General features: G+C 70.0%; 15 protein-coding genes. 11 read left to right on the forward strand and 4 right to left on the reverse strand.

Translation table 11 applies throughout. The features are described 5' to 3' along the window. Positions 1 to 10 precede the first annotated feature (10 nt). Complete coding sequence (locus ACWGR4_RS36260) at positions 11 to 721, reverse strand: FadR/GntR family transcriptional regulator (protein ID WP_452129229.1); 711 nt, start codon at positions 719 to 721, stop codon at positions 11 to 13. Between the two features lie 656 nt (positions 722 to 1377). On the opposite strand from ACWGR4_RS36260, the gene ACWGR4_RS36265 reads away from it, so the two are divergent. Then, positions 1378 to 1935, forward strand: a complete 558-nt coding sequence (locus tag ACWGR4_RS36265) for a hypothetical protein (protein ID WP_452129230.1) — start codon at positions 1378 to 1380, stop codon at positions 1933 to 1935. Then, on the forward strand, positions 1932 to 2564 hold the full coding sequence (locus tag ACWGR4_RS36270) for a hypothetical protein (protein WP_380002195.1): 633 nt from the start codon (positions 1932 to 1934) through the stop codon (positions 2562 to 2564). The genes ACWGR4_RS36265 and ACWGR4_RS36270 overlap by 4 nt, the downstream gene beginning before the upstream one ends. Positions 2565 to 2587: 23 nt before the next feature. Here the strand turns inward: ACWGR4_RS36270 and ACWGR4_RS36275 are convergent, their stop codons facing one another. After that, positions 2588 to 3343, reverse strand: a complete 756-nt coding sequence (locus ACWGR4_RS36275) for a DeoR/GlpR family DNA-binding transcription regulator (protein WP_380002197.1) — start codon at positions 3341 to 3343, stop codon at positions 2588 to 2590. A gap of 398 nt (positions 3344 to 3741) precedes the next feature. Here ACWGR4_RS36275 and ACWGR4_RS36280 point away from each other — a divergent pair, with 398 nt between their 5' ends. The 6 genes from ACWGR4_RS36280 to ACWGR4_RS36305 all read left to right on the forward strand — a co-directional run bounded on the left by ACWGR4_RS36280 (position 3742) and on the right by ACWGR4_RS36305 (position 10284). Beyond that, positions 3742 to 4767: a substrate-binding domain-containing protein gene (locus ACWGR4_RS36280; protein ID WP_452129231.1), complete on the forward strand. Its 1026-nt coding sequence runs from the start codon at positions 3742 to 3744 to the stop codon at positions 4765 to 4767. A 116-nt stretch (positions 4768 to 4883) separates the two neighbouring features. Beyond that, positions 4884 to 6431, forward strand: coding sequence for a sugar ABC transporter ATP-binding protein (locus tag ACWGR4_RS36285; protein ID WP_380002200.1), 1548 nt, complete (start codon positions 4884 to 4886; stop codon positions 6429 to 6431). Beyond that, entirely contained in the window at positions 6428 to 7471 is a 1044-nt protein-coding gene (locus ACWGR4_RS36290) for an ABC transporter permease (protein WP_452129232.1), read from the forward strand. Before ACWGR4_RS36285 ends, ACWGR4_RS36290 begins: the two co-directional genes overlap by 4 nt. 262 nt (positions 7472 to 7733) lie before the next feature. Beyond that, positions 7734 to 9350 carry an NPCBM/NEW2 domain-containing protein gene (locus tag ACWGR4_RS36295; protein WP_452129264.1) on the forward strand — a complete coding sequence of 539 codons (1617 nt, stop codon included), beginning with the start codon at positions 7734 to 7736 and terminating at the stop codon, positions 9348 to 9350. A gap of 96 nt (positions 9351 to 9446) precedes the next feature. Beyond that, positions 9447 to 9857 carry a GNAT family N-acetyltransferase gene (locus ACWGR4_RS36300; protein WP_452129233.1) on the forward strand — a complete coding sequence of 137 codons (411 nt, stop codon included), beginning with the start codon at positions 9447 to 9449 and terminating at the stop codon, positions 9855 to 9857. A gap of 106 nt (positions 9858 to 9963) precedes the next feature. Then, a complete protein-coding gene (locus tag ACWGR4_RS36305; RefSeq protein WP_380002203.1) occupies positions 9964 to 10284 on the forward strand; it encodes a putative quinol monooxygenase in 321 nt (106 codons plus the stop codon). A gap of 56 nt (positions 10285 to 10340) precedes the next feature. Here ACWGR4_RS36305 and ACWGR4_RS36310 read toward each other — a convergent pair whose 3' ends face one another. Together ACWGR4_RS36310 and ACWGR4_RS36315 are read right to left on the reverse strand one after the other, a co-directional pair. Further along, entirely contained in the window at positions 10341 to 10835 is a 495-nt protein-coding gene (locus ACWGR4_RS36310) for a PPOX class F420-dependent oxidoreductase (protein WP_452129234.1), read from the reverse strand. Next, complete coding sequence (locus ACWGR4_RS36315; protein WP_380002205.1) at positions 10832 to 11425, reverse strand: dihydrofolate reductase family protein; 594 nt, start codon at positions 11423 to 11425, stop codon at positions 10832 to 10834. Before ACWGR4_RS36315 ends, ACWGR4_RS36310 begins: the two co-directional genes overlap by 4 nt. Before the next feature lie 92 nt (positions 11426 to 11517). On the opposite strand from ACWGR4_RS36315, the gene ACWGR4_RS36320 reads away from it, so the two are divergent. The 3 genes from ACWGR4_RS36320 (at position 11518) to ACWGR4_RS36330 (ending at position 14053) form a co-directional block, all read left to right on the forward strand. Then, entirely contained in the window at positions 11518 to 11970 is a 453-nt protein-coding gene (locus ACWGR4_RS36320; protein WP_380002206.1) for a winged helix-turn-helix transcriptional regulator, read from the forward strand. A 130-nt stretch (positions 11971 to 12100) separates the two neighbouring features. Then, entirely contained in the window at positions 12101 to 12280 is a 180-nt protein-coding gene (locus ACWGR4_RS36325) for a hypothetical protein (RefSeq protein ID WP_380002207.1), read from the forward strand. 168 nt (positions 12281 to 12448) lie between these two features. After that, positions 12449 to 14053, forward strand: coding sequence for an ABC-F family ATP-binding cassette domain-containing protein (locus ACWGR4_RS36330; protein ID WP_452129235.1), 1605 nt, complete (start codon positions 12449 to 12451; stop codon positions 14051 to 14053). Positions 14054 to 14106 lie beyond the last annotated feature (53 nt).

The following is a 14106-nucleotide window of genomic DNA, read 5'->3' on the forward strand; positions in this document are numbered from 1 at the left end:
GACCGCGGGTTCACCTCGCCTCCGCCGTTCGGGACGCCTCGGCCTCGTGGTCGCGGGTGAGCCCGACGATCGCCGCCGCCGCGTCGCGGGCGCCGCTCTCGTCCCGGGCCTCGATCGCGTCGACGAGCCGCCGGTGCAGTCCCGCGTGCTTCTCGGCGCCGGCGGCGTCCCAGGACAAGCCGCCGAGGTGGGCGGTGAGGGCCGTACCGAGATGGTCGTACACCTCGATCAGCAGGTCGTTTCCGCTCGCCCGGACGACGGCCCGATGGAACAGCGCGTCGACGTTCCCGGCCGCGGTCACGTCCGCCCCGGCGCAGGCCGCGTCGGCGTCGGCCAACAGCTCCCTGAGTTGGCCCAGTTGCTCCTCGGTGCGGCGCAGCGCGGCGGCTCCCGAGGCGTACTCCTCCAGGACGGTGCGCAGTTCGAGCACGTTGTCCCGCTGCGCGGAACCCGCCCGCCGCACCATGACCGACTGGAGCTCACTCGACGCGCGGACGTAGGTGCCGTCCCCGACCCGGGCTTCCAGCAGGCCCAGGTGCACGAGCGCGCCAAGTGCCTCCCGCAGCGTGCTGCGGCCGACCCCCAGCTCCTCCATGAGGGCCTGCTCCGGCGGGATTCGGGTGCCCACGGGCCATCCCCCCGCCTCGATGTGCGAACGAAGGCTGTCCACGAGCTGCGAGGCCAGGCTCGCGGACCGCCGCGGTGTACTGATGCGCTTCATGGAAAGAGCATACATACAAACGTCAGACATTTGAACATCGCATATATCGAGGCCCGAGCGCCCGCCACTCACCCGAAGAGATCCGGCGCTCCGCCATACCGGCGTATCCGGATGCGATGCGTGCGGGCCCATGTTTGGCTGGACGGGAGTCGCGCCGGTGCGTCGCGTACCGGAACGCGCTTTCGTACGGCCCCGATCGAGTCGCGAGCCTGCTCTCGGGTCGCGGACACGCGGAAGGATCGGCATCGGCGGTGAAGGAGTCCGAGGATCCCACCCGACGCCCGGGGACCGGGCGGAGCAGGCGAGTCGTCGTGGTCTCGGGGTTGTTGGGTGCCCTGCTCGGCGTCGGTGCCGCAGTCGTGGCGCTGCCGGGTTTCGCGCACGCCCACGTGGCACCGAACCCGCCACCGGCGCCACCCCCTCCGCCGCCTCCACCTCCGCCGCCTCCACCGCCACCCCCTCCGCCACCACCTCCACCGGTCACCTATCCGCCGTACAGCCCCTCCCCCGTGGTGCCGCGTCCTCAGGGGACGACGACGCCACCGCCTTCGAAGAGCGCGCCGCCGTCCGGCCGGACCACGCCCCCGACCACCCCCGACCCCCGATCGCGGCCGGCTCTGGTCCTGGCCCCCGCGACGGGTGGCGCCGGTACGACGGTGACGGTCACCGGGTCGGGCTTCCCGGCGTGTGGTCCCGGGTCCCGGGTCGACGTCCTGTGGGACGGTGCCGCGATCGCCGCCCGCGATGTGCCGGCGGCCCCGAAGGGGGGCGGCTTCAGCGTCCGGCTCGTGGTTCCGAAGGACGCGTCGAAGGGGGCCCACAAGGTTTCGGCGCGATGTGGCGGCGGCGACGCCTCCGCCTCCTTCGGGGTCGGCACGGGTGTCGGACCCGGCTCGTCCCGGCCGACCGCGACCGGTACTTCGTCGTCGGCGACCGCGGTGCCGGGCACCGGTGCCGGCGCGAGTTCGGGCTGGATGATCGGGACGGTGGCGGCCGGCGTGTTCCTGGTGGTGGCCCTCGTGGGCTACGTGGGCGTCTTCCGCCGGGGGCGCGGACCACGCTGGACACGTCGGCACTTCCGCGCCGTCATGCGATCGGGGCTCGTATCCGACGGGGTGCAGGACGTCGCGGACACGGGCGGAACGAGCCGAACGGTGCGGCTGGAACCGCGCTCGGACCCCGGGGAACAGACCATCAAGGAAGTGGATCCATGACCGACACCGTGCCGCTTCCCACATCCGTACGCGAACTGCTGTTCGGTGGCGACGGTGAAGCCGCCGCGGAAACGCTCGTCGACGCGGCTCACGACCACGAGGTCGCCGCGATGCTCGGCCGCGGCGCCCGGGGCCTCACGGACGATGCCGGCCGGACCGTCGAGCGTGAGGTCGCCTCGATGGTCGACGGCTTCCTGAGCATGGATCTCGTCGACCTGCTGGCCGCCGGATGGGTCAAGCACGGCGCGCTCGTCGCGGCGGCGCGACGTACTCGGGCCGCACCGGACACGGAGGAGGTCGTCGCGCTGGCCACCCACCGGGTCACGTCCACGCATCGTCCCTGCGTGGACCTGAAGGTCGACGGCGTCCGGGTCGGCACCCTGGACCTCCGCCTCACCGTCGCGTTCGACGTCGAGGGCATGCTGGCGGTCGTCCGCCGGGCCCGCCTCGAATCGCTGCGCTGCGGCACCTGTACGACCACCGGCACGCTGGCCATGCAGGAGGCGGTCGTCGCCAGTCGCCGATGCGGCCTGGATCTGCCGGGCGCCGTGCGGCTCAGGTCGGGCATCGCCCTGCTCCCGGCGCAGGACCCGGCCGCGCCTCCGGCACCGCGCACCGACCCCGCATAGGGCAGCGCTCGCGTGATGCCCCGTCAGGGGGAGGCGGGCTCGACCGGGTCGACCACGACGAGGTCCTCGATGTGCTCGCCCAGTTGCTCGCGCGCCTCCTGGGGCACACCCGTATCCGTGATCAGCGTGTCGGCGTCGCCGAGTTGGGCGATCGTACTGATCCCGATCAGGCCCCACTTGGTGTGGTCGGCGACCACGACCAGGCGGCGGGCCGCGCGTACGAGGGCGTGATTCGTCTCCGCCTCCAGGAGGTTGGGCGTGGTGAATCCGACGCGCGGGCTGATGCCGTGTACACCCAGCATGAGCATGTCGACGTTGAGGCTGCGCAGGGCCGCGACCGCGACCGGGCCCACCAACGCGTCCGAGGGTGTACGTACGCCACCCACGATCACCACGGTCTGGTCGGAGCGGCCCGATTGGTGGAAGACGTCCGCGACCGGAATCGAGTTGGTGACCACGGTCAGTCCGGGGACGTCGACGAGTTGCCGGGCCAGCGTCCAGGTCGTCGTCCCCGCGGACAGCGCGATGGCGCTGTTGGGCGCGACCATGGCGGCGGCGCGGCGGGCGATCGCCTCCTTCTCCGCGGCCTGGAGTCCGGACTTGCGTACGAACCCCGGTTCCTCGGTCGAGCTGCCGTCCCGCGAGGTCGCGCCGCCGTGCACCTTGGCGATCAGTCCCTGCCCGGCCAGCACCTCGAGGTCGCGTCGAATCGTCATGTCCGAGACGCCGAATTTCCGCACCAGCGTGGCGACCCGGACGGATCCCTGATCGGCGATCATCTCCAAGATCGTGTTTTGTCGCTGCCGTGCCAGCATCCCCGATCCTCCCGCCCCTGGATATCCAACAATTTCCAACATAGCAGTGTTCGTTTATCACACCCGACTTCGGCATCGGGAAATACTCGCGTGCGCACGGCCATTCCCGCACGTGAGGAGCGCTCCCGGCAGGAGTTTTACCAAATCGGGGCTTGTTGGTTAATGTTTGAACTGCTAGATATGTGAGTCGCGTTACGAGTGAATACGGCGCATACCGTGTTCGATTTCAAGATCGACGTTTCCATTACCAGCACATCCCGCTCTTCCGCAGGTCACGGCACTCCCCCGCGGTCCTCGCAGGCCGCCGACCTTCACAGGGGCTGATCATGACGCACCGCAGACGCACCCGGCGGGCGGCCGCGATGGTGGCGGCGTTCGCATTCGCCGCGACGCTCACCGCATGTTCGTCCGGCAAGGACGACAACGCCGGCTCCGGCTCGCCTTCGGGCCCGCCGGCTTCGTTATCCGGCACGATCAAGATCGCTTATCTGCAAAAGCAGGGCGACCAGCAGTACTTCGTCGACGAAGCGGACGGCGCCCGCGCCAAGGCCAAGGAACTCGGCGTCGATCTCAAGGTCGTCAACCTCGGCAACGACACCAACAAGGCTGTCAGCGAGGTCCAGGCGGCAATTGCCCAGAAATACAACGGCGTCGTGATCGTCGTGCCCGATCCCGCCGTGGGACCGCAGGTCGTCGACATCGCCGGCAAGGGCGGCGCGCCCCTGCTCGCGTCCGACGACCAGATCTGCCTCACCGGCCCCGACCCGACCAAGTGCGCCAAGGACAAACTCGTCTCGCGCGTGGGCTTCAGCGGCCCCCAGATGGGCACCCAGGTGGGCGGGCGCGCCGCCGACGAATTCAAGAAGTCGGGCTGGAATCCCGCCGACACCGCGATCATCGCCACCTGGAAACAGGACGTGACCGTGTGCACCGACCGGGTCGACGCCGCCCGTGAAGCCTTCAAGCAGGCGACCGGCGCGGACATCAAGGTGCTCAAGGTCGGCACCGACAACACCCCTCCCGACGCGCAGAACAAGACGGCGGCCACGATGAGCGGCAATCGCTCGGTGAAGCACTGGATCGTGTGGGGCTGCAACGACGAGAACGTCACCGGCGCGGTCACCGCGCTGCAAAACGGCGGCTACGGCGCCGCCGACGTGATCGGCGTGGGACTGGGCGGCTATCTGGCGTGCAAGGACTGGGGTTCCGGCAAGCCGAGCGGGATGAAGGCCGCGCTGTTCATCAACGGCTACGAGGTCGGCGGCCTCGCCGTACAGACCATGGTCGATCGGCTCAAAAACGGAAAACCCTTCCCCGCCGAGGCGTTCGCGACGACGAAGATGGTCGACCCCGCCGACTGGCAACAATCCGGCCTCAAGTGCACGTGAGCGGGCCCGACATGCAACCGCGCCGTCCCGCCCGTCGTCGCCCCTGACCGGGTCGCGGCGACCCGGCGCCCCCCACGGGCCGCCGCGACCTCCCGAGACGCCCTCGAGGTCCAGCCATGACGAAGAACCCATCCCCCGACCTCCCGGGCCCAGCGCTCGCCGTCGAGGACATCCACAAGGACTTCGCCGGAGTCCACGCCCTGCGGGGCATCACGCTGGACTTCCCCCGCGGCACCGTCACCGCGCTCATGGGGGAGAACGGCGCCGGCAAGTCCACCCTCATCAAAATCATCAACGGCGACCATCGACCCGGCCGCGGCCGGGTCCTCGTCGCCGGCATCCCTCGCGTACTGCACAGCCCCGCCGACGCCCGCCGGCACGGCATCCGCGTCATCCCCCAGGAACCCGAGATCGTCCCGCACGTCAGCGTCGCGGAGAACGTCTACATCGGCGCGCTGCCCCGCAAACCGGGCCGCCTCCTCGACCGCGCCACCCTGTACCGGCGTATGCGCTCCGACCTGGAACGCCTGGGATTCGCACACGCCATCGCCCCCGAAACCCTCGGCTCGCGGCTGTCCCCCGCGCAGCGCCAACTCGTCGAGATCCTGCGCGCCCTCACCACCGAGGCCGCCGTGCTGGCCTTCGACGAGCCGACCTCGTCGCTGTCCGAACACGAGGTGGAAACGCTCTTCGGCCTCATTCGGCGCCTGCGCGACCGGGGGTTGGCCATCGTCTACGTCTCGCACCGCATGCAGGAGATCTTCCGCCTCGCCGACCGCGTCGCGGTCCTGCGCGACGGCGAGTTGGCCGGCATCCGCGACGCCGCACGCACCGACGAGGGCGAGGTGGTACGCCTGATGGTCGGACGCGACCTGTCGGCGCTGTTCGCCCGCAACCGCAGTGCACGCGACCGGGTCGTCCTGGAGGTGCGCGACGTCGGTACCGACGACGTGTCGCACATACACCTCGACGTCCGCGAGGGCGAAGTCGTCGCCCTGGCCGGGCTGGTCGGCGCCGGTCGATCCGAACTCGCCGCCGCACTGGTCGGCGACGTGCCGATCCGCTCCGGCGAGATACGCGTCGACGGCCGGCCGCTGCGCCTGCGCATGCCCCGCGACGCGGTGCGCGCGGGCATCGGCTACGCACCCGAGGAGCGCAAGGCGCAGGCACTGTTCCTGACCGGCTCGGTTCGCTACAACATCGGCGTCGCGGTCCTCGACCGGCTGCGCCGCTTCCGCTTCGTCGGCGCGCGCCGCGAACGGCGCCTCGCCCGGGAGTTCGTCGACCGCCTCGAAATACGAACCCCGTCCCTCGACCACGAGGTACGCAAACTGTCCGGCGGCAACCAGCAGAAGGTCGTACTCGCCCGCTGGCTCGCCCGCCGGCCCGAGATCCTGATCCTGGACGAGCCCACACGCGGCATCGACATCGGCGCCAAGGCCGAAATCTACCGCCTGATCGACGAGTTGGCCGCGGCCGGCGTCGCCATCCTCGTCATCTCCTCCGAACTGCCCGAGGTACTCGGCCTCGCGGACCGCATCGTCGTGATGCAAAACGGCAGGATCACCGGCGAACTCGACCGCGCCGACGCCGACGAGGAGGCCGTCCTCGCCCTCGCCATGGCATTCGACCTCGCCGAACCTACCCAGGGGAACCCGACATGACCACCACGACCGACGCGCCGCCGCCGATGCCCGCCACATCCACCGGCGGCGCCCATGCCCGCGCGCTGCCCCGCCGGGTCGCCGGCGCCGTCGGCGCACAGAACACCAGCCTCATCGGCGCGCTCATCGTCGTCGTCGGCACGTTCACCTGGCTCGACGACGGCTATCTGACCCGGGCCAACATGACCGTCATCGGCGACACGGTCGCGGTCACCGGTCTGCTCGCCGTGGTCCAGACCGTGGTCATCATCTGCGGCGCGCTCGACATCTCCGTCGGCTCGCAGGCCGGCATCGCCTCCGTCGTCAGCGCGATGGCCTTCACCTCCACCGACGGCAACGCCGCCCTGGGCATCCTCGCCGCGATCGGGGTCGGCATCGCGGCGGGCGTGGTCAACGGGATCGTCATCGTGTACGGCCGGGTCAACCCCGTCATCGCCACTCTCGCCACCCTCGCCGCGTACAAGGGTGTCGCCCAACTCCTCGCGGGCGGCCGGGCCCAGGGCTACGTGCTCGGCGACGACTTCTTCATCTTCGTCGCGCGCGGCAAGATCCTCGGACTGTCCGTCCAGATCTGGACGTTGGCGGTGGTCGCCATCGCCGTGCACGTCCTGCTCAAGTACACCGACATCGGCCGCAACATCTACGCGATCGGCGGCAACGACACCGCCGCGCGCCTCGCGGGCATCAACATCAACAAGTATCTGGTGTCCGTGTACGCCCTCGTCGGCGTCGTCGCGGCGATCGCCGGCGTCATCCTGACCGCGCGCACCGGATCCGGCCAGCCCACGTCCGGCAGTGAGGGCCTGGAGCTCAAGGCCATCACGGCGGCCGCACTGGGTGGTTGCGCCCTCAAGGGCGGCAAGGGCGGCGTCGGCGGCACACTCCTGGCCGTCTTCCTCCTCGGCGCGCTGGAGAACGGCCTCAACGTCGTCGGCGTCAACTCGTTCTGGCAAAACGTCGCGCAGGGCGCCCTCCTCGTCGTCGCCGTCGTCATTCAACAACGCCGCAACGGGGAACGGGCGGTGGGGCTGCCGACGTAGGAACTTCCCGTCGGCGCCCGGTAGTTGCGCCGTTCACTCGGCGCGCCCTCGGCCCGGCCATTCGACCGCATCACCGCGTGACCGCACGACCGCACGACCGCACGACCGAAGGAATCCGCACGAATCCGCACGTACCAACGCACCATTCCGCACCTGCGCTCTCTCGAATCCCCGAGCACTGGAGCCGTCCGTGCACAAGGTACGAACCACCCTCATCCGCCGCCTCGCGGCCACCCTCACCGCACTGCCACTGCTGGCCCCGATGGTGGGCACGGCCGCACTGGCCGGCGTCTCCGTCGTCGCCGCCCCGTCGGCCGCCGCCGCGCCCGACGGCCAGGCCGTCGTCCCCCCGATGGGATTCAACAACTGGAACTCGACCCACTGCCGGGCCGAGTTCGACGAGGCCATGGTCAAGAGCATCGCCGACCTGTTCGTGTCCAAGGGACTCAAAGCCGCCGGCTACCAATACGTCAACCTCGACGACTGCTGGGCCCTGCCCGCCCGGGACGCGGCGGGCAACCTGGTCGCCGATCCGGTGCGCTTCCCGCACGGCATCAAGGCCGTCGCCGACTACGTACACGGCAAGGGCCTCAAGTTCGGCATCTACAGCAGCGCCGGCACCAAGACCTGCAACACCGCCGGATTCCCCGGCGGCCTCGACCACGAGCGCCAGGACGCGAACCTGTTCGCCTCCTTCGGCGTCGACTACCTCAAGTACGACAACTGCAACAACCAGGGCGTGGACGCGAGAAAGCGCTACACCGACATGGCCGACGCCCTGCGCGCCACCGGCCGACCCATCGTCTACTCCATCTGCGACTGGGGCCAGAACAAGGTCTGGGAGTGGGCCGCCCCGATCGCTCACCTGTGGCGCACCACGGGCGACATCTCGGACAACTGGTCCTCGATGATCGGCATCGCCCACCGCAACCAGCCGCTCGCCCCGTACGCCGGCCCCGGTCACTGGAACGACCCGGACATGCTGGAAGTCGGCAACGGCGGCATGACCGCGACCGAGTACCGCACCCACTTCACCCTCTGGTCGATGATGTCCGCGCCCCTGCTGATCGGGACCGATCTGCGCAAGGCGAGCGCGGAAACCCTCTCGATCCTCTCCAATGCCGACGTGATCGCCGTCGACCAGGACCCCCTGGGCAGGCAGGGCACCGTGGTCGCGAACAACTCCGGCCTGGTGGTCATGGTCAAGGAGTTGGCCAACGGCGACCGGGCCGTCTCGCTGACCAATGAGACGGGAAGTACCGCCACGATCTCCACCACCGCGGACGCGCTGGGCATCGCCAACCGCGGGCCGTACCGGCTGAAGGACCTGTGGACCAAGGTCGCTTCCACGAACACCACCGGCACGTTCGGCGCCTCCGTACCCGCCCACGGCACGGTCGCGTACCGAATCACCCCCGGCCCGGCCCCACTTCCGCCCGCCGGCACCTCCCACCTGTCCGACCTCCCCTGGACGGGCATGCTCAACGGTTGGGGGCCGGTGGAGAAGGACCGCAGCAACGGTGAGCGGGCGGCCGGCGACGGCAGGGCACTGACCATCAACGGCACCGTCTACGCCAAGGGCCTCGGCGCACACGCCGTAGGCACCATCACCTACCACCTCGGCGCCCGCTGCACCGGCCTGACCGTGGACGTCGGCGTCGACGACGAAAGCACCTCGACCGGGGCGGTCGTCTTTCGGATCTACCGGGACGAGACGAAGGTCGCGGACAGCGGGGTACTGACCACGTCGGACGGGGCCAAAACACTCACCGCCGACCTGACCGGGGGCCGAACACTGACCCTCGCCGTCACCGACGGCGGCAACGGCATCGACCACGACCACGCCGACTGGGCGGCACCGAGGCTCACCTGCATCTGACCCCTCCCGACGGGGCCGTTGTCGGCAGGGATCGCGTCGAGCAGACCCGGGATCAAAAGCGGTTGCGCGAAGGCTCGGGTTGGCGATGCTGTCGGGATGAGCGAAACGATCTCCTACGCCTGGCGCGATCCCATCACCGACGACGAGATGGTCGACCTCGTCCGATCACACGGGGGCAATGCCGTTGCCGGCTGGTGGAGCCGGATCGAGCCGCACAGCCTCGGCTGGGTGAGCGCCCGTGACGGCGCGGGACTCCTGGTCGGCTTCGTGAACGTGGCATGGGATGGCGAGGACCACGCGTTCCTGATCGACACCAAGACGCGGGGCTCGTACCAGCATCGCGGCATCGGAACGGCCGTCGTCCGCCTCGCGGCGGAGCAGGCACGCGCGGCGGGCTGCGAGTGGCTGCATGTCGATTTCGAACCGGAGTTGCGACGCTTCTACTTCGATGCCTGCGGCTTCCGCGGCACCGATGCGGGACTGATCCATCTGCCCACGGGGCCGTAGCGCGGGTGCCCGCACCCTTCTCGAAGATACGATTTGCATCGTACCTTCATGATCACTAACGTCTCCAAGGTACGAGATACGTCTTACCTTCGAGAAGGGGACCCCCGTGGGACAGCCATTCACCCTGGTCGGTATCGCCAGGCCCAAGCCGGAGCGCGCGGAGGAGTTGCGCCGGCTGCTGCTGTCGTTCGTCGAGCCGACCCGGCGCGAGCCCGGCTGCCTGGAGTACCACTTCCACGAAGACCTCGACGCGCCGGGCGTGTTCGTCTTCTACGAGGCTTGGCGCAGCCGAGCGGATCTGGACGCCCACCTGGCCCTGCCTCATCTCCAGGATTTCTGGGAGCACCGGATGGACTACCTGGAGCAGGACTTGGAGATCCGCTACCTCACGATGCACAGCCCGTACGAGGAGCGCGGTCGGGGCTGAGACGACGACGGGCCGCCGGCCCCGAACGGCCCTCCCCGCGCCCCCGCCGTTGCCGGTCACGACATCCCCACCGCCTGCCGCTCCGCCTCGATGATCGCGACGACACGCCGTTGGTCTCGCGAGTACGGCCGACCGATGTACTTGGCGGCCACGCGGTCGACCACCGCCCAGCCCGCGTCGCCGTCGAGCCATTCGACGACCCGGCCGCGGATGGCGATCGGGCGGAACGGGTCGTCGTCCGGCGTCAGGGACAGCGCGACTCGGGGGTCGCGGCGCAGGTTTCGGGCCTTGCGGCTGTCCGGGCCGGTCAAAATCACGATGTGGTCGCCGTGCGTACCGATCCACACGGGGACCGAATGCGGGGCGCCGTCCGGGAGGACGGTGGCGAGGTGGGCGATCGGGGTTCCGTCGAGTACGCGGCGCACTTCGGGGTCGAGCATGGCGGTGGTCTCCTCGGGTCGGTTCCGGTTGGGCTTCTCGTGTTCGTACTCGTACTCGTGGTCGTGCTCGTGGTCGGCGAGCGGTGCGATCGGGTCGGCGGCGGGGGTCACCGCTCCACCGCGTAGTGGAGGTGGGTGACGCCGGGCGCCGGGACGGCATCGACCAGACGCAGGCGCACGTGTTCGGGCAACTCCCGGAAGAACGGCCGGCCTTCACCGAGCAGGACCGGCACCTGATGGAGGATCACCTCGTCGACGAGCCCCGCCGTCAACCCCTCGGCCAGGACGCCGCCGCCCATGAGCGCGACGTCCTTGTCGCCGGCGGCCTCGCGGGCCGCGGCGATCGCGTCGGCGATTCCGGTGGCGATCAGGGTCTGCCGCTCGGTGATCTCCGGCGCGGGGCGGTGGCTGAGGACGAACAGCCGGGCCGCCGGGTGGGGGCTGCCGCCGCCGAAGTGGTCGGAGTCCTCGTAGGTGTTGCGCCCGGCCACGACCGCGCCGATCCGCCCGGCGAGGGCGTCGAAGACCCGCGCGCTCGGCTCGCTCTGCCGGAAGCCGTCGAACACCCGGCTGGGCGTTTCGCCGTCGAAGTACCAGTCGAAGAGCATCGCCCCGGCACCGAGCCCGCGCCCCGGGCCGGGCTCGCGACCGGTGATGTAGCCGTCGACCGACACCGCGTGGCTGCTGATGACCTTGCTCATCTTCGGCATCCCTCTCTGGAGTTCCTTCAGGAGACGCTGAAACCGTAGCAGCTCAAGTTCCTTCAGGGAACTCCGATTGCTAGACTGCTCTCATGCAGCGGACGGACTTCAGCAAAATGGCGTGCTCGATCGCCCGAACCCTCGATGTCATCGGCGAGCCCTGGTCGCCGCTGGTGCTGCGCGACGTATGGGTCGGGCTCACCCGCTTCGAACAGCTTCAGGCCGACCTCGGGATCTCCCGCAAGGTCCTGACGGAGCGGCTGAACCACCTGGTCGAACACGGTGTACTGGAGCGGCGCCCCTACGACCGGCGACCGCGCTACGAATACGTTCTGACCGAGAAGGGCACCGAGTTGGTCGACCTGCTCATGGTCATGACCGGCTGGGGCGACAAATGGCTCGCGGGCGAGGCGGGCCCACCGGTGCTGTACCGCCACCACACGTGCGGCGAAATCAGCACCGCCGAACTACGTTGCACCCACTGCGGGAACCCCATGCACGCAACCAACATCGACCCCCTACCGGGCCCGGGCGCAGCCGCGTAGGGATCTGCACCCTTCGGATCACCATCACCAACTTTCGCGGGTTACGCCGCCATGGCGGAGGCCGGCACTGTTGACGCATCGAAATCGCGACCACCCGCCCGGTGCGTCATCTCGAAAGGGTCGATCACTCGTGAAGTCACCCCGCATCGCCTTCGCGCTCGCCCTGGCCACCACTCCCCTGCTCGTTCTGATCGGCGCGACGTCGGCGAGCGCGACGCAGGTCTACCCGGCCACGGAATACGACCGATCCGCGCCGATCACGACACCGATAGGCCCGACGGCGGCGCATCCCTCGGTGCAGGCGGGTTGACACGCACGTCCACGACGGTGAGGCGTCTGCCCGAGCCTTCGGGTTAATGGCTGGGGCAGTCCCGCGGTGTCGGCTACGGTGGTGACATGTCTACGCCCCGAATTTCCTAGCGAAGGACTCACTTCCGCGTCAGAAGTGTGTCCTTTTGCTTTTTCGGAGCGTTACTTCATGATCACCGTTCGCGGTGTCGAGCTGCGCGCGGGCGCCCGCCTGCTGCTCTCCGACATCTCCTTCACCGTCTCCCCCGGCGACCGCATCGGCCTGGTCGGCCGCAACGGCGCGGGCAAGACCACCCTCGCGACCGCCCTCGCCGGCCGCTCACGCCCCGCCGCCGGGACGATCACGCACACCGGCCCGGTCGGCTTCCTCGCGCAGGACTCCCGCGCCGCCGATCCCGGCATCACCGTCACCGACCGGATACTGTCCGCCCGCGACCTCGATCGAGCGCTGCGCACGCTGCGCGGGGCCGAGGTCGCGATGGCCGATGCCGACGGGCCCGCCGCGCTGGAGCGGGCGATGCGCGCCTACGACCGCGCCGAGGCCGCCTTCCAGGCCGGTGGGGGCTACGCCGCCGAGGCCGAGGCCGCCCGGGTGGCGGCCGGACTCGGCCTGCCCGAACGGATATTGGGCGAGCCGATCGGCGCGCTCTCCGGCGGACAGCGCCGCCGCGTCGAACTGGCCCGCATCCTGTTCGCGGGCGCCGAGGGCACCCTCCTCCTGGACGAGCCGACCAACCACCTCGACACCGATTCGATCACCTGGCTGCGCACCTTCCTGCGGGGCCGGCGGGGCGGCCTGGTGATCATCAGTCACGACACCGATCTCCTGGCCGCCGTGGTCAACCGCGTCTTCCACCTCGACCCGCAGCGCGCGACGATCGACATCCACAACACCGACTGGGCGACCCACCTGACCCAGCGCGAGGCGGACCGGCGCCGTCGCGCCCGGGAACGGTCGAACGCCGAGCGCAAGGCCGCGTCCCTGCACGCCCAGGCGGACCGGATGAAGGCGCGCGCGGCCACCGCCGTCACCGCCAGGAGCATGGCGCGGCGTGCCGACCGGATGCTCGCCGCACTGGAACCCACCCGGCCGACGGAGAAGACCGCGCACATCCGGCTGCCCGAACCCGCCCCGTGCGGCCGCATACCACTCGGCGCCGTCAGCCTCACCAAGTCCTACGGCGAACACCGGGTCCTGAACGGCGTGGATCTGGCCGTCGACCGCGGCAGCCGCCTGGTGATCCTCGGACCCAACGGCGCGGGCAAGACCACGCTGCTGCGCATCCTGGCCGGCCACGAACAACCGGACGTGGGCCGGGTGGTATCCGGACACGGCCTACGCCTCGGCTACTTCGCCCAGGAACACGACACCCTCGACACCACCCGCACGGTCCGGGCCAACCTCGCCGCCGCGGCCCCACACCTGACCGACGGCGAAGTGCGGCACGTACTGGGCGCGTTCCTGTTTCCCGCAGACAACGCCGACAAGCCCGCCGGAGTCCTCTCGGGCGGGGAGAAGACCCGCCTGGCCCTGGCCGGACTGGTCCACTCCGGCACCAATGTCCTGCTCCTCGACGAACCCACCAACAACCTCGACCCCGCGTCCCGCACCGAGGTCCTGGCCGCGATCGGCACCTACCCGGGCGCGATCGTGATGGTCACCCACGACCCGTCCGCCATCGACGCCCTGCGCCCCGACCGCGTCCTGCTGCTCCCCGACGCGGACGAGGACCTGTGGAGCGACACCTACCTCGACCTGATCACCCTCACCTGACCGCACACGGACACACCATCGCACAGTGATACGCCCCGCCGCCCCCGCCCGGA

This window comes from Embleya sp. NPDC055664 (assembly GCF_053618075.1).